A 21,661-nucleotide genomic window follows, 5' to 3' on the forward strand; every position below is an offset into this window, starting at 1 on the left:
GAGCAATATGGCCCCGTCGGGGCCATATCTTTATCTGCCACAGGCGAGTTCCGGTTTACCCCGCTAGGGCAATGCGCTGCTGGCGGCGCGCCTCAACCCCTTCTGCCACCATATCGAGCAGTTGCCTTGTCTGTTCCCAGCCGATGCAGCTATCGGTGATCGACTGGCCGTAGCGCAGCGGTTTGCTGCCGATATCCTGACGCCCTTCGCAGATAAAACTTTCCACCATGATGGCGGCGATGGCATGGCTACCAGCACCCAGCTGGTCGGCAATATCTCGGGCAACCAGCAGCTGGCGGGCGTGCTGTTTCTGGCTGTTGCCGTGGCTGCAATCGATCATCAGCCGGGGTGACAGATGATGCTGGCGCAGCAGCTCGCCAGCCTCTGCCACATGACAGCTCTGATAGTTGGGCAGGCGGCCACCGCGCAGGATCAGGTGGCAGTCGGGGTTGCCATGGCTGCGCACCAGTGCCAGCTGGCAATCACCGGAAGGTTGGGTATAGAGGTGGGCCGCCCGGCTGGCGAGGATCGCCTCGACCGCGATCCGGATATTGCCATCGGTGCCGTTTTTAAAACCTATGGGGCAGGGAAGGGCCGAGGCCAGCTGACGGTGGAGCTGGGATTCGGTAGTGCGGGCGCCAATGGCACCCCAGCTGATGAGATCCCCCAGATAGAGCATGCTGGTGAGATCGAGAAATTCGGTGGCACAGGCGAGCCCTTCCTGTCCAAGTGCCAGCAGTAACTCCCGGGCCTGGGTTAGTCCCTTTTCCAGTTGATCGCTGCCATCGAGGTCGGGATCGAAGATAAATCCTTTCCAGCCGAGCGTCGTGCGCGGCTTTTCGAAATAGGTGCGCATCACCAGTTGCAGCTGCTCCCCGTATTGGCCCTGCAGTTCAGCGAGCCGGCCACCATAGTCGCGGGCGGCTACCGGATCGTGAATGGAGCAGGGGCCGATCACCAGCAGCAGGCGATCATTCTCTCCCTGCAGAATATGGCGGGCTTGCTGGCGGCTGTGTGCGATTTGGCGAGCGAGCCGTGCCGGACAGGGTCTGGCCTTTAACATCTCGTCAGGGGTGGGCAGGGTGGCAAGGGGTGAAGCATTCAGAAGTGAGGTGAACATGAGCGATCCTGATGAAAATGGAAATCTGCATGCTCTTTGCTGTCCAGTGGGGATCTTCCCCTTATTCTCTTGGTTAACAGAGCGCGGGCATGGGCCCGCGCTCTGTTATATCGGCCTTGGCTACCTTAGAAGCGGGCTGAGCCGCTGACGTAGTAGCTGCGACCCGGTTCGACGCTCTGGAAGACGGTGTCTTTCTCTTGCAGGCGCACGTCGGTCAGGTTGTTGATCCCCAGTCGCAGGTCAAAGTTCTCGGTGACCTTGAAGCCGGTGCCGAGATCGAAGGTCTGATAGCTGGGCAGCTTGTGCAGTACGACAACCTTGTTGACGGTCTGCTCGGCAAACTGTGTGCCGGTGTAGGTGGTGCCGACAAAGGCATTGACCCGCTCGGTGGCCTGCCAGGTGATCTTGGCGTTGGCCTTGTGCTCCGGCCGCTCGGGCAGTGCCTGACCCTGATCGCCTTCCGCCTTGAGGTAGGTGTAGTTGGCGCCGAGGTTGATATCGTCGGTCAGATCGAGCTTGCCGGTTAGTTCCAGCCCCTTGGTAGTGGCTTTCTCCAGGTTGTACCAGGTGCGGTCAGTGGAGTTCGGCAACTGCTTGAAGGTGAGCATGTCGTCGATGTCGGAGTAGAACAGGGTGGCGCTGGTCTCCCAGATCCCTTCTCCTGCGATGACACCCAGCTCGTAGTTGGTGCTGGTTTCCGGCTTGACCTTGTCGCTGCCATAGATGCGGCAGCTGCCGCCGCAGCTCTCGATGCTGTAGCCGTTGGAGTACTGGTGCGGCGCCGGTGCCTTGAAGGCCTGGCTGACACCGCCTTTCACGGTCACCACATCGTTCATCTCATAGACCAGATAGCCGCGCGGGGTGAAGTGGCTGCCGTAGATCTCGTGGTGATCGTAACGGCCGCCCAGCGTGAAGGTCAGGCTGTCGGTCAGGCCGATCTCGTCCTGAGCGAACAGTGCCTCCTGAGAGTGGCTCTCCTTGCCGCCGATATCCTTGTAGCTCACCGCATCCACCAGCTCCCGATCCAGATATTCACCACCCAGGGTCAGGTAGTGGTTGGCCAGCGCCAGGTTGGTATAGCCCTTGAGGGTCAAGGTGTTCTCTTCCAGCTCCCGCTGCTGCGGGGCAGAGTAGCTGGTGTTGAAGTCGTCGATCTGGGAGCTCTCGTAGTTGGCCATGACGGTGGTGTCACCCCAACTCCAGTTCCCCTTGTGGGTCAGACCAAACAGGTTGCGATCGTTCTGCTGCTGGCGGCTGTGCACCTTGTTGCCGGTTTTGCGGAAGATATCGAGAGGCCGCTCATCCTGGTTGTAGAGGTAATCCAGCTCGAAGCGTTGCTGCTCATCCACCAGCCAGCTCAGGGTGGAGGCGAAGTTGCGGGTCTGCTTGGCTTCGATAAGGGGGATGCCGTCAGCAGCTTCGGTGGGGGTCCAGGCTTGACGGTCATACACCTCGCCGTTCATCCGGATCAGCAGGTTGTCGGTCAGCGGGCCGGTAAAGCCCAGATTGGTTCTGTGCTGATCGCCGCCATCCTTGCCTTCGATGGCCTTGAAGTCGGCATCGGCCGCCCCTTGCCAGGTTTTGCCCGGCTGTTTGGTGATGATGTTGATGACACCACCGATGGCATCGGAGCCGTAAAGTGCCGACATGGGGCCACGGATCACCTCGACCCGCTGGATCATGCCAAGGGGCACCGGAGTATTGTCGAAGTTGCCGCCGCGCCACAGGGCATTGGAGGAGGAGAGGCGTTTGCCATCCACCAGTACCAGGGTGTACTTGCCGGACATGCCGCGAATGCCGATATCGCTGCGGCCATTGGTGTCCGCTTCTGCCTGAATGCCCACTTCGTGGCGCAGCAGGTCGGCAAGGTCATTGACCGGTGCGGCGGCGATCTGTTCGGCCGTGATGACAGAGATGGAGGCCGGTGCCGAGCGGGTATTGTGCGCCGTGGTGGTGACGGTGATCACTTCATCGGCTTGAGGGGCGTTGCTGGCGGCGATCGCTTGCTGGGTCAGCAGAGTGACGATGGTGGTGGCCAGCAGGCTGGGAGCAATAAAACGGGAGGTTGAGGATTTCATTATTTACATCTTCCATAATATACAAATGATAAGCGTTATCATTATCAAGTTGAATTTGCTCCGATCGCAACTCTTTTTTATCGGCGAAGCTCAGTTTCGTTCGTCACCCTCTTTTGACTAAAAAGAAGTTAATGAAATTGATTCTCATTTGTATTGATCGTTTTTTCGCTCCTTGTTAGGATGCCGTTCACCCTGACATATGGTGAGTCAAATGACTCGCATTAAGTCGTGTCAGGCAGTGATTCATTCCAAGGAGTAGCACCGTCATGTGTGACCATGCACTGGAAGGAGAGTGGCCCGCCACTGCGGTCGGGCTGGATAAAGTGTGCTGTTTTGCCAGCGGTGACAGGGTTCTGGTCGCCTCCGGTATCCACGACAGTTTTACCGGCATCCCGCCGGAGAAGCTGCTCGCCCATCTGCGTCAGTTGCGCCAGCAGGGGATGGTCAATCCCATCGCCATCGGCGCCATTCCGTTTGATACCCAATCCCCCTGGCATCTGGTGATCCCGGCGCAATCGCAGTGGGTCGCAAGGGATGCGATGTTGCCCGCCCGTTGTTGCCAGCTCCATGGCGAGGTGAGCGAAGTGACCGGCTCAGCCCACTATCAGGGGGCGGTGCGGGCAGCGCTGCAGCAGTTCAGTGAGGGGCAACTCGAGAAGGTGGTGCTGTCGCGTGCCATCGACGTGCAGAGCGCAGAGCAGACCTCCCCCGCACACGCCTATGGCTCTCTGCTGGCCCAGAATCCGGGCGCCTATGTGTTCCAGATCCCGCTGCCGGATGGGGAGACCCTGCTTGGTGCCAGCCCCGAGCTGCTGGTATCGCGCAGCGAGATGGCGGTGGTGAGCAATCCGCTGGCGGGCTCCCGTCCGCGCCACGCGTTTTCCGATCAACAGGCGGCCAGTGCCGAACTGCTGGGGGCGCAGAAGGATCGCTATGAACATGCGCTGGTGGCCGATGCGGTCGCCGCCGCCCTCGCTCCCTTCTGCCGCGAGCTGGATGTCCCCCATGAGCCGCAGGTGATCGCCACTCCTACCATGTGGCACCTCTCGACCCGCATCGCCGGACGGCTCCATGAGCCATCTCCCGTGCTGGCACTGGCGCTGGCGCTGCACCCGACGCCGGCGGTGTGCGGCACGCCTCTTTCGGCAGCACGTCAGGCCATCGCCCGGCTCGAGGGGTACGATCGTCGCTTCTACTGCGGCGCAGTCGGCTGGATGGATGCCGATGGCAATGGTGAGTGGGTGGTCACCATCCGCTGTGGCGTGCTGGCTGGCAGGCAACTGCGGCTCTATGCCGGCGCCGGTGTGGTGGTGGGCTCTTCGCCGGAAGCGGAGTGGCAGGAGACCGCCGCCAAGCTTGGCACCATGCTGCGGGCGTTTGGCCTCGAGAGCCGGGAGCCGGAGGTAACCGCATGAAGCCGTTGGTGCCCTTTACCCTCTGGCCCGCCGAGCTGGCAGCCCATTACCGGGCACAAGGGTGGTGGCGCGGACAACCGCTCACCGCCCTGCTCGATGAATCTGCCGAACGGAATCCCGAGCGCACGGCCCTGATCTGTGGCGAACGCACCCTCAGTTATGGCCAGTTAAAACGTGAGGTTGATGCACTGGCGGCGCGGCTGGCCGCGCGCGGGCTGGGCCATGGTGATAGTGCGCTGGTGCAGTTGCCCAACTGCGCCGAGTTCTATATCTGCTGGTTTGCCCTGATCCGCTGCGGCGTAGTGGCGGTGCATTCCCTCTACAGCCATCAGCGGCGCGAGCTGGTGGCCTTTGCCCGCCAGATTGAGCCCGCCTTGCTGGTACTCAGCCCCTCCCATCCCGGCTTTGCCGGTGAAGCGGGGAGCTTGGCGGCCCTTGATGAGCGGGTATCGCCTTCTTGCCAGACACTGCTGTTCGAGCAGGCAGAAGGCTCCGATCTTCAGTCAGGATTTGCATGGTATCAGCCTGACCCGATAGCCCGTGCTGATGGTTCGCCGCTGACGGCCATCGCGCCAACTCCTACTCCGGCCGATCAAGTCGCTTTTTTCCAGCTCTCCGGCGGCAGCACCGGCACCCCCAAACTGATCCCCCGTACCCACGATGACTATGGCTACAGCGTGCGCCAGAGCGTAGCGGTGTGCGGTTGGGATGAGCGGGTGATCTATCTATGCGCTCTGCCAGTGCCCCACAACTTTCCCCTGAGCTCCCCCGGGGCACTCGGGGTGTTTTATGCCGGTGGCTGCGTGGTGCTGGCAAAGGATCCTTCCGCAGCAACCTGTCTGCCGCTGGTGCAGCGCCATCGGGTCAACTGGGCGGCACTGGTGCCACCGGCTCTGGCGCTCTGGCTGGAGGCGGCCAGCCACTATCCGCAGACCTCTCTGGAGTGTGTGCAGGTGGGGGGCGCGCGCCTCAGCCCGGCTCATGCCGATGCGGTAGCGAGCCGCCTTGGTTGCCGCTTGCAGCAGGTGTTTGGCATGGCCGAGGGGCTGGTCAACTACACCCGCATCGAGGATGACCAGTGGCACATCGTCAATACCCAGGGCCGCCCGATGAGCCCGGGCGACGAGGTGGAGGTGCGAGACAGCGACGGGCGCCCCTTGCCCGATGGCGAGTGCGGCGAGCTCTGGACGCGTGGCCCCTACACCTTTCGCGGCTACTTCAAGGCCGATGCCCACAATCAGCGCGCCTTCGACCGGGACGGTTTCTACTGCACCGGCGATCTGGTCTGCCGCTTGCCCAGCGGCCATCTGATGGTGGTGGGACGCAACAAGGATCAGATCAACCGGGGCGGGGAGAAGATCGACGCCCTCGAGATTGAAGAGCTGCTGCTGACCCACCCGGAGGTGCGGCAGGCGGTACTGGTCGCCATGCCTGATCCCATGCTCGGGGAGCGCAGCTGCGCCTTTCTGATGTGCCGCGAGCCCCTCAATCTGCCCCGATTGCGCCGTTTCCTGCGCGAGCAGGGGGTGGCCGATTACAAACTGCCCGATCGCCTGGTGCTGGTGGATAAACTGCCTCACACCCCGGTCGGCAAGATAGACAAACAGACGCTGCGCGAGCAGCTCGCCAAGGAGTGTGCATGACCATTCAATCCCTCGCCGCCTATCCGCTGCCCACCGCCGAGGAGCTGCCTACCGGGCGGGTGAACTGGCCTTTCGAACCGGGCCGCGCCGCCTTGCTGGTCCACGATATGCAGCACTATTTCGTCGATTTCTACGGGGCGGACAATCCGCTGATCAATCAGGTCATCGACCATATCGCCACCTTGATCCGTCAGGCGCGTGCTCTCGGCATGCCGGTGGTCTATACCGCCCAGCCCGCCGAACAGAGTCAGGCCGATCGGGCGCTGCTCAACGACATGTGGGGGCCGGGGTTGACCCGGGCGCCGGAGCGTCAACCCATCGTTTCGGCGTTGGCGCCCGAGCCGCAGGATACGGTGCTGACCAAGTGGCGCTACAGCGCTTTTTGCCGCTCACCGCTGGCCGAGCTGATGGCCGGATGGGGGCGGGATCAGCTGGTGATCTGCGGCATCTACGGTCATATCGGGGTGATGCAGACGGCGGTCGATGCTTTTATGCGCGATATCCGCCCCTTCCTGGTGGCTGATGCCATCGCCGACTTCTCCCGCGAGGATCATCTGCTGGCGCTATCCTACGTCAGCCGCAATGCCGGTCGGGTGATTACCGTGGCCGAGGTGATGGCGGCCAGCAAACGCCCTCTGACTCGCGAGTCACTGCGTGCTCAGGTGTTGGCGCGGCTGCCCGCCGAGATGCAGCAGGAGCAGCCCACCGAGGATGACAACCTGCTCGACTACGGTCTCGACTCTCTGGCTGTGATGGGGCTGGTGGAAGAGTGGCGTCAGCAGGGGCTGGTGGTGGAGCTGGCCGAGCTGGCCTGCACGCCGACCCTAGCCCATTGGTGGGAGCTCCTCTCCCGTCAGCTGAATGTCAGTCAGAACACGGCTTATCAGGTCAACGAAGAGCACGTCAGCGAACCGGAGTGCACCCCATGAGCGAGTGGCAAGGCAGAACCATCTGGGTGACCGGCGCGGCGCAGGGAATTGGCCATGCGGTGGCGCGCACTTTTGCCGAGGCAGGGGCCAGCGTGGTGGCGTTCGATCTGCAACTGGCCGAGGCACTGCCCGGCAACATGAAGAGGGTGGTGATCGACGTGAGTGACAGCGAGGCCGTGACCCGCTGCTGCGAGCAGCTGCTGGATGAGGGGCTGGGGCCCGATGTGCTGGTCAATGTCGCCGGCGTATTGGCGACCGGCAGGATCGATGAGGTAGATGACGCCCTCTTGCAGCGCACCTTCGCCATCAACACCTTCGCCCCTTTCTACCTGATGCGGGCCCTGACCCCCTGGTTTCAGGGGCGGCGCAGGGGCGCCATCGTCAATGTCTCCTCCAATGCCGGTCGGGTGCCGCGAGTGGGGATGGGCATTTATGGCGCCTCCAAGGCGGCGCTGACCAGCCTCACTCAAACGGCAGGGCTGGAACTTGCCCCCTATGGGGTGCGCTGCAATCTGGTGTCACCGGGCTCGACCCGTACCCCGATGCTGTACGGCATGTGGCAGGAGGGGGAACAGCGCGAAGGGGAACTGCGAACCATCGCGGGCCTGCCCGGGCAGTTCAAGCTGGGGATCCCTCTTGGCAAGCTCGGGACACCCGACGAGGTGGCTGCCTGCGTGCTGTTTCTCGCCTCCGATGCTGCCAGCCATATCACCCTGCAGGATCTGGTGGTCGATGGCGGTGCCACTCTGGGGGTCTAGCCCGCGCGCTGCCAATCTGGCAGGCGTGACACCTTCTTCATGGAGGAGGCCTTGCCTCCTCGCTTTTCAGCCATGCGGGCAGGGGCAAGCCGCTGCCCGCTCGATGTTTGCGCAAGGACATTTCCATGGAACAGACAATGGCGATGCGCGCCACCCATCAGCGTGGGGAGCAGCCGCGCTGGTCGCTTACCACAGCTCAGGCGGGCATCTGGTTTGCCCAGCAAAAATATCCGCAGAGCCCCGCCTGCAATACCGGCGAGTACTGGCTGCTGGAGGGGGCGCTGGCTCCCCATCACTTCACCCGCGCGGTGCGCCAGACCATCGACGAGATCCCCGGTCTGCACTGCGCCTTTGTGGCTACTGCCGATGGCCCGCAGATGGTGGCCAACCCCGCTTGCTGGCAGCTGGCAGAGCGGGATCTGCGCAGCGAAGCCGACCCGCTCGCCGCCGCGCAGGCCGAGATGCGTGCGCAGTTGGCCGTCCCCTTCAATCTGGCCGGGGGGCCGCTGTTTGCCACTACGCTCTATCGCCTTGGCGAGGGGCGGTGGGCCTGGTTTATCGCCGTGCACCATATCGCCATCGACGGCTTTGGCCTGAGCCTGCTTTGCCAGCGGGTGACAAATTGGTATGAGGCGCTCTGTGCCGGCGAGCAGCCTGCCCCCTGTCGTTATGCGACCCAGCAGGAGTTGCTGGCTGAAGAGGCGGCCTATCAGGATTCGCCACGAGCCGCGCGGGATCGCGATTTCTTCGTGCAGCAGTTGGCCGGGGTGGAGAACCCGGCGTCGCTCTCCCGCCGTCCGGTGCAAGGGCCGGGCCCCACCTATCGTCTTGAGCAGCGGCTTGCTGGCCGCCAATGGCAGGCACTGGTAGAGCGAGCGAGTCGCACGGCCTGTCACCCCTACAGCCTGCTGCTGGCGGCGGTGGCCAGCTATGTGCAGCGGATGAGCGGCGCTGGCGAGGTGGTGCTGGGTATTCCGCTGATGGGGCGGCTGGGCTCAGCGGCGGCCGATACCCCCTGCATGAAGGTCAATGTGGTGCCCCTGCGCATCGAGCTGAGCGGCACCAGCCGGGTAGGGGAGTTGCTGGCACAGGTCGAGCGGCAATTTGCCGCCCTGCGCCGTCATCAGGGCTGCCGTCAGGAGTGGTTGCAACAGCGTCAGCCGGGCCAGCCGCTGTTTGGCCCTCAGGTCAATTTGATGCCCTTTGCCCGTACCCTCAGCGTTGGTGAAGGGCACAACCAGGTTCGTGGCGAGGTGCAGGTGCTGGCAGCGGGGCCGGTGGAGGAGTGCGCCTTCTACTTTGCCGAGGAGGCTGGCGCCATCACCCTGACCCTCGAAGCACATCAGGGGCGCTTCAGCCAACAGGAGAGTGAACGTCATCTGGCCCGACTGGTAGCCTATCTGGCGGCCTGGAGTGAGGCGGGTGACGAAGTCGAGGCAGTGCGCTTGCCGCTGCTGCTGCCCTGCGAGCAGGCTGAGCTGACGCGCTGGAACCAGACCGACCATCCGTTGCCGACCACCACCCTGAGCGCACTGCTGGCCGAGGGGCTGGCGGCGGCGGATCAGAGCGCCATCGCGCTGGAGTGTGGCGCCGAGCGCTGGAGTGTGGCCGAGCTGCGCCAGCGTACCCGTCAGTTGGCCAGCTATCTGGCGGGAAGGGGCGTGGGCCCCGGTTGTCGGGTGGCGGTGGTGATCCCGCGCGCTCCCGAGCTTATTCTCGCCCAGCAGGCCATCATGGCAGTAGGTGCCGTCTACGTGCCCGTAGACCCGGACTATCCGGCGGAGCGGATCGGCTACATTCTCGCCAGCAGTGATCCTGCGCTGGTGTTGACCAGTCATACGCTTCAGATGCCGCTCGACGTGGCCGCGCCACTTGTCTGCCTCGATGCCCCCGGTGTGGCAGAGCAGCTGGCGGCGGTAGCACCTTGTGATCTGCCAGCCCCCAAACCGGAAGATGCGGCCTACATCATCTACACCTCCGGCTCGACCGGTCGGCCCAAAGGGGTGGTGGTGAGCCATGGTGCCATCGTCAACCGGCTGCTCTGGATGCAGCACATGTATCCCATCGGCCCGGCGGATCGGGTGCTGCAAAAGACCCCGGCCGGTTTCGATGTCTCCATCTGGGAGTTCTTCTGGCCCTTTATGACCGGGGCGCGGCTGGTGCTCGCCAAACCGGGCGGCCACAAGGATCCCGCCTACCTTGCCGAGCTGATTGAGCAGGCCGGGATCACCACCTTGCACTTTGTCCCCTCCATGCTGCAGATCTTTGTCACTCAGGCCGAGCCTGCCCGTTGCTGCGCCCTGCGGCAGGTCTTCTGCTCCGGTGAGGCGCTGCCCGCGGATCTGGTGCAGCGCTGGTATGGGACATTCTCCGCCCCTCTGCACAACCTCTATGGCCCGACCGAGGCGGCGGTGGATGTCACCTGGTATCCCTGCCGGGCAGACGAGGCGGTGACCAGCGTGCCCATCGGCTATCCGGTCTGGAATACCAGCATCCACATTCTTGACCCCTGGTTGCAGCCGGTGCCGCCCGGTGTGGCGGGGGAGCTCTGGATCGGCGGCGTGCAGGTGGCGGAAGGGTACTTTGGTCAGCCCGAGCTCACCGCCGAGCGTTTTATTGCCAATCCCTTCGGGGCGGGACGGCTCTATCGCAGCGGCGATCTGGCCGCCTGGCGCGAGGATGGCGCCATCGAGTATCTGGGGCGCCTCGATTTTCAGGTGAAGATCCGCGGCCAGCGCATCGAACTGGAGGAGATCGAACAGGTGCTGCTGCGCCATCCCCGGGTGGCGCAGGCGGTGGTGCTGGCCCCCGAGTTTGCCCCCGGCGATCGCCGTCTGGTGGCCTATGTGGTGGCCGCAGATAGCACAGAGCTGACGCTGGCCGAGCTTACACCTGCCCTTGGCGCTGCCTTGCCCGACTACATGGTGCCGGGACTCCTGGTCACTCTGGCTGAACTGCCGCTCACTCCCAATGGCAAGCTGGATCGCAAGGGGCTGCCGCTGCCCGATATGGCGTCGGCGGTGGGGCAATCACTGCCGAAAACCCTGCTGGAGGAGCGGCTCTGTCGCCTCTTCGCCGAGGTACTGGGGCTGGCGCGAGTCGGCGCTGACGATAACTTCTTTGCCCTCGGCGGCCACTCCCTGCTGGCGGCACAGCTGGTGGTGCGTATTGAAGAGTCGACCGGACAGGCGCTCACTTTGGCCAGTCTGTTCGAAGCGCCGAGCCCCGCCCAGCTGGCGCGCCGTCTGGGCGGCGAGCGGGAGGCTATGTCCATGCTGTTGCCCCTGCGGGCGCACAGTGCGCAGGCGGGTACATCGGGCCCCACCCTCTTTTGCATCCACCCCGCCGGCGGGCTCGGCTGGTGTTATGCGCCACTGGTGCCTCATCTGCCGACCGACATGGCCGTCTATGCCCTGCAGGCGCGGGCGCTCTGTCAGCCGGATGCGCCGCTGCCCGCCAGTTTCGACGAGCTGGCGCTCGATTATGTGACCGAGCTGCGTCGTCAACAGAGCGAGGGGCCCTACTGGCTGCTCGGCTGGTCGCTCGGGGGCATGCTGGTGCATCGGATGGCCGCCATGTTGCAAGAGCAGGGACAGGAGGTGGCCATGGTGCTGCTGCTCGATGCCTACCCCTGTCAGCAGTGGCAAACCCAGCCGTTGCCCGACGAGCAGCGGATGCTCGATGCGTTGCTGCGGATGGGAGGCATTGCGGTTGCGGACGATGCGCTCGACTCCCTCACCCGCGACGAGGTGGTGGCCCGATTGGGGGCGGAGGGGAGTGCGCTGGCTATGCTCGACGAGCAGGTGGTGAGCGCCATGATTGAACTGGTGGGCCACAACAACCGGCTCATCCGTGAGCCGGTCGACTACTGCTACCACGGGGAGGTGATCTTTATCGAGGCGTCAGCCTCTCGCCAGCCCTGGCTGGATGGGCGCGGCTGGGAGTCGCTGACAAAAGGGGACATCCGCTATGAGCGCTTCCCCTGCCTGCATCAGGAGATGGTACATCCCGACTGGCTGGCAAAGATCGGCGCCCTTATTGGTGAGCGGGTCGATGGGGTGGGGCTGCAACCGCACATCCGGCAGGATGGGGACGCATGACCCCGGTTGCCGCTATCAGGGAAGCTTTGTTGGCGGGCAAACTGGTGGGGCTGGGGGAGCCGCATTGGCACCCGGATTTTATCCGGCGCCAGCACGCCTGGCTCTGTGATCCGGCGCTCTGGGGAGTCATGACCGATCTGGTGCTGGAGTGCGGCAACTGCCGCCATCAGGGCTTGCTCGATGCCTGGCTGACGGGGCAGGAGAGCTGGCAGGGTGAGCCGCTCACGCTGGCGCGGCTCTATCCGGTCTGGCTCGACTCCTGCGCCTTTCCCGCCTGGATGGCACCCGAGTTTCCGGCTCTCTTTTCCGCTCTGCGCCAGAGCAATCTGGCGCGCCCCGAACATGTGCGGCTGCGGGTGCATCTCTGCGAGCCCTTATTCGAGTGGCAGGAGATGAGCCCGGAACGCTGGCAGCAACACAACAGGGGGCGGGATCAGGCGCTGGCCGACTATCTTCTTGCACTTCCCGCGCGTGGCGTGGTGGTGCTGGCAGGTGCGCGCCATCTGCTCAAAGTCGCAGGGGATCCCCACTTTGCGCAGCCGACGCTGGGCCAGTTGCTGGAGGCCGCACGGCCGGGCTGGCTGCAGGTGCTTCACCCCTGGCCAATGGCTGATGGAAAGGGAGATGAGGAAGAGGAGCGAGTGTGCGAGCTGGCCGGGATCGCGACTGCCGACCTCTATCCCCACTGGCCGACGCATCCGCCGCTGGAGACTCTTATCGACAGGTTGGTGCGCGTGACTGATCGGGGACGGGAGATGCGAATTTGCCCCACCTTGCTGGCCGAGCCCTGGCGCAGCCACTTGCTAAGCCGCGCTCACTTGCTGCCAATTGGCATGGCCCGCCAGCTGCAACAGTGGCTGGCGTAATTGCTGGTTGGAGTAACGGCGGACCGAAGTAACAGCTAACTGAAGTAACTGCTGACTTGAGTAACTCAATGGGGGAGCAAGGCTCCCCTTTTTCACATTTGGCATCCTGCATTCAGTGCTGCAAAGTTGCACCATTTACGGCATACCTTGCCACTCATCGCCGAAAATTCAGCTCCTTCGCTACTTTAAAGAAGTTTCTACTGGTCTTACCTGAGTAAATCCCTTTGCTTTTTATTTAACAAGGTATTTACATCTAGGTGTCACCAGCATCGGTGACGTCTACAACGGCAAGGAGCCAGTTATGACCCATGTCGACATCCCTTTCCTTCGTTACCTCGATGCGGAAGGGTGCCCGGTCGCCACCTTACCGACCTGGCTGGACAAGGCGATACTGCACACCTTTTACCGCAATATGGTGATGGTGCGCAGCTATGACAAAAAAGCGATAGCGCTGCAACGAACCGGCAAGCTCGGTACTTTTCCCTCCCATCTCGGCGCAGAAGCCGTGGGGATTGGCATTGGTCTGGCCATGCAGCCGCAGGATGTCTACGTTCCCTACTATCGGGACATGCCCACCCTCTATGTGCGGGGCGTACCGATGGAGAAGAACCTGCAATATTGGGGCGGTGATGAGCGGGGCAGTTTTTTTCTCAAACCCGATGGGACTCCCTCTGAAGATCTCCCCATCTGCGTCCCCATCGCCACCCAGATCACCCACGCCTGCGGTATTGCCTCGGCTTTCAAACTGCGTAATCAACCTCGCGTTGCCGTAGTCACCATCGGCGACGGCGGCACCTCCAAGGGGGATTTTCTGGAGGGGCTCAACTGCGCCGGGGTCTGGCACCTGCCGATGGTCATCATCGTCAACAACAACCAGTGGGCTATCTCGGTGCCGCGCAAGCTGCAATCGAGCGCACCTACGCTGGCCCAAAAGGGGATTGGTGCAGGGGTGCGCAGCCTGCAGGTGGATGGCAACGATGTGGTCGCGGTCTACGATGCCGCGCGCAGTGCCGTCGAACGGGCCCGCAGCGGCAAGGGGCCGACCCTGATCGAGGCGGTCAGTTATCGCCTCGGCGATCACACCACGGCCGACGATGCCACTCGCTATCGCGATGGGGCCGAGGTCGAGGCCGCTTGGGCGAAAGAGCCGGTCAAGCGGCTGCGCCAGTTTATGCACAGCCAAGGCTGGTGGGATGAAGAGCAGGAGCAGAGCCTGCTGGCGGAGGCTACCCGAGAGGTCGAACAGGCGGTCGCCCGTTATGAGGCGATGGTGCCTCAGCCACCGGAGGCGATGCTCGATTATCACTACGCCAGCCTGCCCGCCGAACTCTTGCCCCAGCGCGAGCGAGTGATTGCCAAGGGGATGAAGCAGGAGGTTGGCCATGAGTGAGATCAGTTTGCTGGAAGCGGTCAACATGGCCCTTCACTACGAGATGGAGCACGACCCGGATGTGGTGGTACTGGGCGAGGACGTGGGGGTCAACGGCGGGGTGTTTCGCGCCACCGTAGGGCTGCGCGACAAGTTCGGTTTCAAGCGGGTGATCGACACGCCGCTGGCCGAGGGATTGATCGCCGGGGTGGCGGTCGGCATGGCGACCCAGGGGCTCAAGCCGGTGGCTGAGTTCCAGTTTCAGGGTTTCATCTTCCCCGGGATGGAGCAGATCATCTGTCAGGCGGCGCGGATGCGAAACCGCACCCGTGGCCGCCTCTCCTGTCCCCTCGTCTATCGCTCCCCGTATGGCGCGGGCATTCATTCGCCTGAACATCACAGCGAGAGTGTCGAGGCGCTGTTTGCCCATATCCCTGGGCTACGGGTGGTGATCCCCTCCAGCCCGAGACGCGCCTATGGCCTGCTGCTCTCGGCCATCCGCGATCCGGATCCCGTGATGTTTTTCGAACCGGATCGCATCTATCGCTCGATGAAATCCGAGGTGGTGGATGACGGTGTCGGTCTGCCGCTGGATGTCTGTTTCACCCTGCGCCCGGGCCGGGATATCACGGTAGTGGCCTGGGGGGCCTGCATTCAGGAGGTGATGCGGGCGGCGAATCTGCTGGCCGAGCAGGATATCCAGTGCGAGGTGCTGGATCTGGCCACCATCAAGCCGCTGGATATTGAGACCATTCTCACTTCGGTGAGCAAGACTGGCCGCTTGCTGGTGGTACACGAGGCGTGTGGCAGCTTCGGGGTCGGAGCCGAAATCGTGGCGCGGGTGACCGAGCAGGCACTTCCCAGCCTCAAGGCGCCACCCAAGCGGCTGACCGGCGTGGATGCCGCCGTCCCCTACTATCGCAACGAGGCGTATTACCTCATCACCGAGCAGGATATCGCCGATGCCGCTCACCAGCTGATGGAGAACCAGTGGCTATGAAATTTTTCAAATTACCGGATCTGGGTGAAGGGTTGGCCGAAGCCGAGATCGTCGAGTGGAAGGTGAGTGCCGGTGATACCGTTGCGGTCGATCAGGTGCTTTTGTCGGTGGAAACGGCCAAGGCGCTGGTGGATGTACCCTCTCCGGTAGCCGGGGTGATTGCCCGTCTCTGCGGCGCCGAGGGGGATATCCTCCATATCGGTGCGCCGCTGGTGGAGTTCGAGGGGGGGGAGGATGATGGCACCGTGGTGGGCAAGGTGAGCGCCCATCAGCAACATATCGAGGATCACTTCGTGGTGGGGGCCATTGCCCCGGGTGGCGCGCTGGTGCAAGCCATGCCTGCCGTGCGCCTGCTGGCACAAAAACTGGGTCTGGATATCGACCGGATCAAGGGAAGTGGCAGCGGCGGCATGGTGACCGAGCTGGATGTGCAGCAAGCATTCGAGTCACAGCAGAGCAGTGGCAACGAATTCCTCAAAGGGTCGCGGAGGGCCATGGCCAAGGCGATGGAGCTCTCTCATCAGACTGTGGTGCCGGTCAGCATCACCGACGAGGTGGATTTGCGTCACTGGCGCCCTGATGAGGATGTGACGGTGCGCCTTATCAAAGCCATTGGCGTGGCGTGCCGCGCCGAGCCCTCGATGAACGCCTGGTTCGATGGCGACACCCTGTCACGGCGCCTGTTCAAAGAGGTCAATGTAGCCATCGCGGTGGATTCAAAGCATGGCCTCTATGTGCCGGTGATGGAGAACGTGGCCGAGCGGGAGGGGGCCGATCTGCGGCAAGGGCTGGATCGGATGATCGCCGATGTGAAGGCGCGCGCCGTGCCGCGCGAGATGTTACAGGGGGCGACCATTACGCTCACCAACTTCGGTGCTATCGCAGGCCGTTATGCCAGCCCCATCGTCACGCCGCCGCAGGTGGCCATCATAGGGGCAGGCAAACTGTTCGAAAAAGTGGTGTTCATCCATGGGGAGGCTCGCCCCGTCAGGGCATTGCCGCTGTCGATGACATTTGACCACAGAGCCTGTACTGGCGGGGAGGCGGCTCGTTTTCTCAGAGCGCTGGTCGAAGCGTTGGAAGCGGCCACCTTATAACGGTTTGTGCCCTGTCATTGGCAGGGCACAAATTTGTTTGCGTAATCTACAAAGCCACGTATAATCCAAACCAGCTTGAAAGGGCGATAGTTATGTCAATGAATACGATGTTTCACATCTTGTCCTGTTGTTCATAAGTTAATCCCGTTTTTTGAGCTTTACCCGCTGAAAAGCATAAGTAATTATTTTGAATACAGGTTTAAAAGATATGTCTAACATGATCACCGGTACCGTTAAGTTTTTCAACGAAACCAAAGGTTTTGGCTTCATCCAGCAAGAAAACGGCCCGGACGTTTTCGTTCACTTCAGCGCCATTCAAGGTAACGGTTTCCGTACCCTGGCTGAAGGTCAGCGCGTACAGTTCTCTGTGACCCAAGGTCAGAAAGGCCCGCAGGCTGAGAACGTAACCGCTCTGTAATTCTTACAGAATTTAAGAAAGCCGTGGTACCTCTGGTGCCACGGCTTTTTGTTTATCTGGCTTCTGCTACTGACTCCCATGTGCTGAATCATGCTGCTATCGCTCCTGCTTGCTGCCACCTTGACTCCGACGTCCGATGCGCCGGTACCGGTTCAATCCGCGATGGAAGCGCAGGTGATCTGCCAGCAATTTGTCCAGGTCCGGATGGGCGCGGCGTTGCAACCCGATGAGGTGAATGCGCGACTGGTGCCTGAAAGGGAGGGGGAGTGGCTGGTGGATGGCAAAGTAAAAGGACCCGAAGGTCCTTTGCTGTTTGCCTGTCATCTTCACCAAGGGGAGCGCTGGGAGCTACTCAACTTTTCGCTCTGGGCACCACAGCCGGTCAAAGCGGTTTGAGTGCGACCAACAGATGTTGCAGGTGTTCAACCATGGTCATGCCAAACGGGGTGAGATAGCCGCCATCTTCTGCGCTGATGAGCCCCTGTTGATGCAGACGGGCTGCCGCTTGGCACAACTCTTCAGACATATCGCTGCGTAATTTAATCCCCAGGCTCATGTTGGCCGGATCAAAGCATGCCAGTATTTTCAAATCGTTCACGAATTCGTTAGAAACCTGGTCGATCCCAATCATGGATTTACTCCTTACGCTAAAGATGTATGCAAACTAGCATCCCCGGATCCACTTTAGTGGGCGCTGGCTCAAATTATTGACCTTTGACTGGATGCTGCGTTTCAAATGCTGTTTTTTTCGGCGTAATCAGATGGTTGGCTGACAGCTTCGCCAAGGGCCGAGCCGGACCAAACGTGGTAGGATAGGGCACTTCTTTATATCGGACGGTCTATTGGTGGCTGTTCGCCCTGTTCAAGGTATCGCTCATGGTCAAGATCACTCTGGTATCCCTGCTGCATTCACTTTGTACCCGCTTTCCGGTTTACCCCGCTGCTTCGTTGACGTCCCTGTTGGATGCCCATCAGGGCGAGGTGTGGTTACCTGCACGCAAGGGGGCCGACATTGCGCTGTTAAGCAAGCATGCCAAGGGGGCTCATGAGCTGGCGTCACTCGATGCGGGCTGGTGTGATTTTGCCGCCAGCGACAGCGGTGATACGCCCGAGCTGGATGCACTGGCCAACTACGACAGCGAGATGATGGATAACCTGCTGATGTACTGGCACACCGCCGCCAAGATCAACAGCCCGATCACCGATAACCTGTTCGAGCTGCGTCGCGAAGTGGTGGATGAAGCCCACGGTGCCAAACTCGCTGCCGCCTGGGAGCAACAACAACAGCTGCGTTTTGAGCAGCTGATAGCGATGGCGGCCAATGGCCGGGATTTGCTCTGCTTTGTCGAAGTGGAGTCCGCCTACTGGCTGCGGCAAAAGCTGAGCGAGCAGCCTGATGTGGAGCTGATCACCCCTGCGCTGTAAAAGGGGCAATATGATGGCTGGCGGTCTCGTTATCGAGGAGGCTGCTCTATCCTTATTGGCGTCATTGCCCTCCCCATCCGGTGCCAAGGGGCTGTAAGCTGGACAAGCTGACGACAAGATGTGAACATGGCGCCCTTTATCGAGAGAGAGACTTGGCCAATGAGCTATGAACTGAGCGACACCGAGCGCAATGCCGCGCTGCAACTGAACGCTGATTACCGTTACGATCACTTCATCAGCAAGCTGGTCGAGCATGAAGAGCTGTTCGTCCTGACTGACGAGCATGGCGTCATGATGCTGACCACCGACGATGAAGATTGCATCCCCGTATGGCCGCACCCGGAGTACGCCAAGGCGTGGGCCGAAGGCGAGTGGGCCGATTGCAAGCCACAGTCCATCACCCTGAAGGTATGGCTGGAGCGCTGGGTTGACGGTATGGAGCAGGACGAGCTGTGTGTTGCCGTGTTCCCGACCCCGGATCAGGAAGGCATCGTACTGGAGCCGGCTGACGTGGCTGACGCCATTGCCGAGAAGCAGGCCAAACGCGGCTGATCACCGAGCTATTCGCAACACCGGTTGCCAACAAAGACCCCGCTATCTGGCGGGGTCTTTTGTTTTAAGGACTTTTGCCGATGGGCTGATGCAATCAGGGCTGGCGATAAGTGGTGTCGATGATAGGCTCGGCCGGGAAAGTCTTGCCACTCTTGATGGCTGCCCTGGTCTCGGATTTTAGCTCTTCATCAATCCACAGCAGACCGCCATAGCTGTAACCGCTGTTGTCGCCCCCAAGAGGCCAGTAAAGCTGCTCGCTCTTGGGTGTTGCAGGTACTTTTGGCAGTTTTATCCAGCGCCAGGCGCCTTCCCGGGTGTAGGGCACCTGATAGGCGGGGACGAAGCTCGCCAGCTCATAGAGCCGCTGCTGGATTTGCCGTGACAGGGCCGCCTTTTTGGCAAAGTCGAACTCCTTGTCATACTGCTCCACCAGAGCCGTGATGGCATCGTCATCGATGTTCATGATGTTGTTGGTCTGGGGTTTGTTGGCGTTGACCTTGTGGAAGAACTCCCAATAGGCGGGATAGCGGCTGCCCGCCCAGGCCATCCAGGCGCTCTGGTGCTTTTTCTCCAGCATCGATTTGAAACCGGCCGAGGCATCCATCAGGTTGAGCTCCAGATTAAGCCCCGCCTTCTTGGCCTCTTCCCGCAACAGCGTGAGCCGCTGGGCGTGCTCTGCGGTGGTGTAGGTGATGGCGAGGGTCAGTGACTGCCCCTTGTCGTTTTGCAAAATTCCCTGCGGCCCCACTTTGTTGAAACCGGCTTTGGCAAAGTATTCCCGTGCCAGTTTGGGATCGAACGGACGGGCCTTGATCTCGCTGTTGGTAAACTCACCCTGACCTGAGCCATAACTGTTGAGTCGCTGGTAATCCCCCCGCAGCAGGGTGGTGAGCATCTTGTCGAGGTTGAGGGCATGCTGGATCCCGAGCCGCACATCGAGATTATTCAGCAGCGGATCGGCGGTGTTGAGATAGAGCCCCATCGGCGATTGCGGGGTCTGGTTGTAGAACCAGGTACGCGCGATATAACCCTTCTCGAACTCGGCGGTGTTGGTCTTGTCGTGCCACCAGTTGGGCATCACCAGCGGGAAGGTGTCGAGATCGCCGCGCAGGAAGTGCTGCCAGGCGATGTTCAGATCCCTGAGCACCTTGATCTCGATCCGCGCAGGATTGAAGCGATGCTGGAAGTAGCGCTCGTCATCCCCCCACCAGTTTTCAATCCGCTTGAAGGTGACCGATTTACCCTTTTTCACCTGATCGATCTGATAGGGGCCGGTGACCGGCAACACCTTCCAGTTGTACTCCTTGACCCAGTTGGCGGTGAGCTTGATGGCGTGGCTCGGCTCCGGGCTGATGGGCAGTGATTCGAGCAGGTCCTGGCGGCTCTTTTCGGTGCCGCTGGTGATGGCCAGGGTGTGATCATCAAACTTGGTGATATCGGCTATCTGGGTGCTGTAGTAGTTGTTGTACCAGGGGTCGTTGATCTCTTTGCTGCGCATCATCTTGAGGGTAAAGAGCCAGTCATCGGCGGTGACCGGCTGGCCGTCTGACCAGCGCGCCTTGGGATTGATGCGAAAATAGAGGGTCTTGTTGTCGGCGCCGAAAGCCCACTCGTTTGCCAGCATCGGCATGGGGTTGCCGGTAACGGGATGAGTGCTCAGCAGTGGCAGGTTGGTTTCCCGCACGTAACCGGCAAAGCCGCCGTTGGAGTCGGGGCCATATTTGCGCAGGGTCAGGGGGAAGCTGGTCATAAAGGTGCGAAAGGTGCCGCCGCGTTTGGCGGCCGGATCGGCATAGAGAGGATCCTGGTTGTTGCTCTCCCACTTCAAGTCGGCAGGCAGCGTGGCACTCCAGCCAAACGGGCTCCAGCACAGGGTCAGGGTGATGGCGGTGGCGGTGGCGCGAATGATAGGGGGGAGTCGGCGCTCCCCGGCGGTGATGGTCGATGGCATGTCCTTGCTCTCCTGAAAATCTGCTTCCTGCAGATCACGCTCTGATGACGTCAGTCCCGATGGGGACTGGCTCATCATGAAAATTTTATCCTGTCAGGTCAATGAAATAGCGTGAATTAGCGGGCGGCCTAGGCCGCAACGCAGTGCAGGGTGATCCCCTTGGCCGCGATGGCGGCCCGCATGGGGGCGGGCAGGGCATCGTCGGTAACCAGCACGTTGATCTGGCCCGGCGCGCCAAGCTGGCTCGGGTGGATGGCGCCAAATTTGCTGCTGTCGGTGATCACCACATTGGTCATCCCCTTGGCCAGCACGCTGTTGACCACGTCGGCCCGCATCATGTCGCGGCCGGTGAACCCCATCTCGGGATGAAAGCCATCCACCCCGATGAAGGCCTTGGAGAAGTGCACCTGCTCGATGCAGAGGCGAGTGAGCGGCCCTACCACGCTCTCGCTCTGATGCTGGAACAGCCCGCCGAGCAGCACCACCTGAGCCGGGGTGTCTTTGAGCAGATGGGCGATATAGCTGCTGATGGTGATGATGGTGACCCGTTTGTGCAGGGCCAGATGGCGCGCCAGCATGGCGTTGGCGCTGCCCCCTTCGATAAAGACTGTCTCGCCATCTTCCACCAGCTGGGCGGCCCGCTCGGCGAGGCGCTCCTTGAGCAGGTAATTGATGTTCATCCGGGCATCCGGGTCATCGGTCTCCAGCGCCATGGCCGAGCCGTGTACCCGTCTGAGCAGTCCCTGTTTCTCCAGCGCGGTGAGGTCGTTGCGCACCGTCACCTCAGACACGCCGGTATGTCGGGAGAGTTCACTCACGCTCATCTTGCGAGCCTGATGGACCAGAGTGAGGATCAGTTGATGGCGTGGATTCATGGTGCGCTCACATGCAAGGTGGTGGATAGCGGCAAGCCACCCGAGGGTGGCTTGCCAATCATATG

At 61.6% G+C, this 21,661-nt stretch carries 18 protein-coding genes; 13 read left to right on the forward strand and 5 right to left on the reverse strand.

Annotated features, from left to right (window positions below; all coding sequences use genetic code 11):
- Positions 1 to 55: 55 nt before the first annotated feature.
- Both ACB042_RS01190 and ACB042_RS01195 read right to left on the reverse strand, forming a co-directional pair.
- Positions 56 to 1,120: a 3-deoxy-7-phosphoheptulonate synthase gene (locus ACB042_RS01190; protein ID WP_371177607.1), complete on the reverse strand. Its 1,065-nt coding sequence runs from the start codon at positions 1,118 to 1,120 to the stop codon at positions 56 to 58.
- Between the two features lie 125 nt (positions 1,121 to 1,245).
- On the reverse strand, positions 1,246 to 3,198 hold the full coding sequence (locus ACB042_RS01195; protein WP_371177608.1) for a TonB-dependent receptor domain-containing protein: 1,953 nt from the start codon (positions 3,196 to 3,198) through the stop codon (positions 1,246 to 1,248).
- Between the two features lie 266 nt (positions 3,199 to 3,464).
- Here ACB042_RS01195 and ACB042_RS01200 point away from each other — a divergent pair, with 266 nt between their 5' ends.
- The 11 genes from ACB042_RS01200 to ACB042_RS01250 all read left to right on the forward strand — a co-directional run bounded on the left by ACB042_RS01200 (position 3,465) and on the right by ACB042_RS01250 (position 17,189).
- Positions 3,465 to 4,613: an isochorismate synthase MenF gene (locus ACB042_RS01200; RefSeq protein WP_371177609.1), complete on the forward strand. Its 1,149-nt coding sequence runs from the start codon at positions 3,465 to 3,467 to the stop codon at positions 4,611 to 4,613.
- Positions 4,610 to 6,256 carry a (2,3-dihydroxybenzoyl)adenylate synthase gene (locus ACB042_RS01205; protein ID WP_371177610.1) on the forward strand — a complete coding sequence of 549 codons (1,647 nt, stop codon included), beginning with the start codon at positions 4,610 to 4,612 and terminating at the stop codon, positions 6,254 to 6,256. Before ACB042_RS01200 ends, ACB042_RS01205 begins: the two co-directional genes overlap by 4 nt.
- A complete protein-coding gene (locus ACB042_RS01210) occupies positions 6,253 to 7,185 on the forward strand; it encodes an isochorismatase family protein (protein ID WP_371177611.1) in 933 nt (310 codons plus the stop codon). The genes ACB042_RS01205 and ACB042_RS01210 overlap by 4 nt, the downstream gene beginning before the upstream one ends.
- Entirely contained in the window at positions 7,182 to 7,943 is a 762-nt protein-coding gene (dhbA, locus tag ACB042_RS01215) for a 2,3-dihydro-2,3-dihydroxybenzoate dehydrogenase (protein ID WP_371177612.1), read from the forward strand. Before ACB042_RS01210 ends, dhbA begins: the two co-directional genes overlap by 4 nt.
- A 125-nt stretch (positions 7,944 to 8,068) precedes the next feature.
- The gene (locus tag ACB042_RS01220; RefSeq protein WP_371177613.1) at positions 8,069 to 12,043 is read left to right on the forward strand and encodes an amino acid adenylation domain-containing protein; all 3,975 of its coding nucleotides are present in this window, start codon (positions 8,069 to 8,071) and stop codon (positions 12,041 to 12,043) included.
- The gene (locus tag ACB042_RS01225) at positions 12,040 to 12,909 is read left to right on the forward strand and encodes a hypothetical protein (RefSeq protein ID WP_236357332.1); all 870 of its coding nucleotides are present in this window, start codon (positions 12,040 to 12,042) and stop codon (positions 12,907 to 12,909) included. Before ACB042_RS01220 ends, ACB042_RS01225 begins: the two co-directional genes overlap by 4 nt.
- Before the next feature lie 301 nt (positions 12,910 to 13,210).
- Entirely contained in the window at positions 13,211 to 14,299 is a 1,089-nt protein-coding gene (gene pdhA, locus ACB042_RS01230; protein ID WP_144712477.1) for a pyruvate dehydrogenase (acetyl-transferring) E1 component subunit alpha, read from the forward strand.
- A complete protein-coding gene (locus ACB042_RS01235; protein WP_371177614.1) occupies positions 14,292 to 15,278 on the forward strand; it encodes an alpha-ketoacid dehydrogenase subunit beta in 987 nt (328 codons plus the stop codon). The genes pdhA and ACB042_RS01235 overlap by 8 nt, the downstream gene beginning before the upstream one ends.
- Positions 15,275 to 16,375 carry a dihydrolipoamide acetyltransferase family protein gene (locus tag ACB042_RS01240; protein ID WP_204483836.1) on the forward strand — a complete coding sequence of 367 codons (1,101 nt, stop codon included), beginning with the start codon at positions 15,275 to 15,277 and terminating at the stop codon, positions 16,373 to 16,375. The genes ACB042_RS01235 and ACB042_RS01240 overlap by 4 nt, the downstream gene beginning before the upstream one ends.
- A gap of 208 nt (positions 16,376 to 16,583) precedes the next feature.
- On the forward strand, positions 16,584 to 16,793 hold the full coding sequence (locus tag ACB042_RS01245; RefSeq protein ID WP_005302803.1) for a cold-shock protein: 210 nt from the start codon (positions 16,584 to 16,586) through the stop codon (positions 16,791 to 16,793).
- 90 nt (positions 16,794 to 16,883) lie between these two features.
- A complete protein-coding gene (locus tag ACB042_RS01250; protein WP_167564980.1) occupies positions 16,884 to 17,189 on the forward strand; it encodes a hypothetical protein in 306 nt (101 codons plus the stop codon).
- Here ACB042_RS01250 and ACB042_RS01255 read toward each other — a convergent pair.
- Positions 17,176 to 17,424 (reverse strand): TIGR02647 family protein, encoded by a 249-nt coding sequence (locus ACB042_RS01255; protein WP_005334209.1) that lies wholly within the window; start codon positions 17,422 to 17,424, stop codon positions 17,176 to 17,178. The genes ACB042_RS01250 and ACB042_RS01255 overlap by 14 nt on opposite strands.
- Before the next feature lie 245 nt (positions 17,425 to 17,669).
- Here ACB042_RS01255 and ACB042_RS01260 point away from each other — a divergent pair, with 245 nt between their 5' ends.
- On the forward strand, positions 17,670 to 18,218 hold the full coding sequence (locus tag ACB042_RS01260; RefSeq protein WP_371177615.1) for a hypothetical protein: 549 nt from the start codon (positions 17,670 to 17,672) through the stop codon (positions 18,216 to 18,218).
- A 159-nt stretch (positions 18,219 to 18,377) separates the two neighbouring features.
- Positions 18,378 to 18,770 (forward strand): DUF2750 domain-containing protein, encoded by a 393-nt coding sequence (locus ACB042_RS01265; protein ID WP_005334204.1) that lies wholly within the window; start codon positions 18,378 to 18,380, stop codon positions 18,768 to 18,770.
- A 94-nt stretch (positions 18,771 to 18,864) separates the two neighbouring features.
- On the opposite strand, the gene ACB042_RS01270 is transcribed toward ACB042_RS01265, so the two are convergent.
- Together ACB042_RS01270 and ACB042_RS01275 are read right to left on the reverse strand one after the other, a co-directional pair.
- Positions 18,865 to 20,721 carry an extracellular solute-binding protein gene (locus tag ACB042_RS01270; RefSeq protein WP_371177821.1) on the reverse strand — a complete coding sequence of 619 codons (1,857 nt, stop codon included), beginning with the start codon at positions 20,719 to 20,721 and terminating at the stop codon, positions 18,865 to 18,867.
- A 128-nt stretch (positions 20,722 to 20,849) separates the two neighbouring features.
- A complete protein-coding gene (locus ACB042_RS01275; protein WP_005350628.1) occupies positions 20,850 to 21,596 on the reverse strand; it encodes a DNA-binding transcriptional regulator YciT in 747 nt (248 codons plus the stop codon).
- Positions 21,597 to 21,661 lie beyond the last annotated feature (65 nt).

It is taken from the genome of Aeromonas sp. S13(2024), assembly GCF_041402405.1.
GTDB lineage: Bacteria > Pseudomonadota > Gammaproteobacteria > Enterobacterales > Aeromonadaceae > Aeromonas > Aeromonas veronii.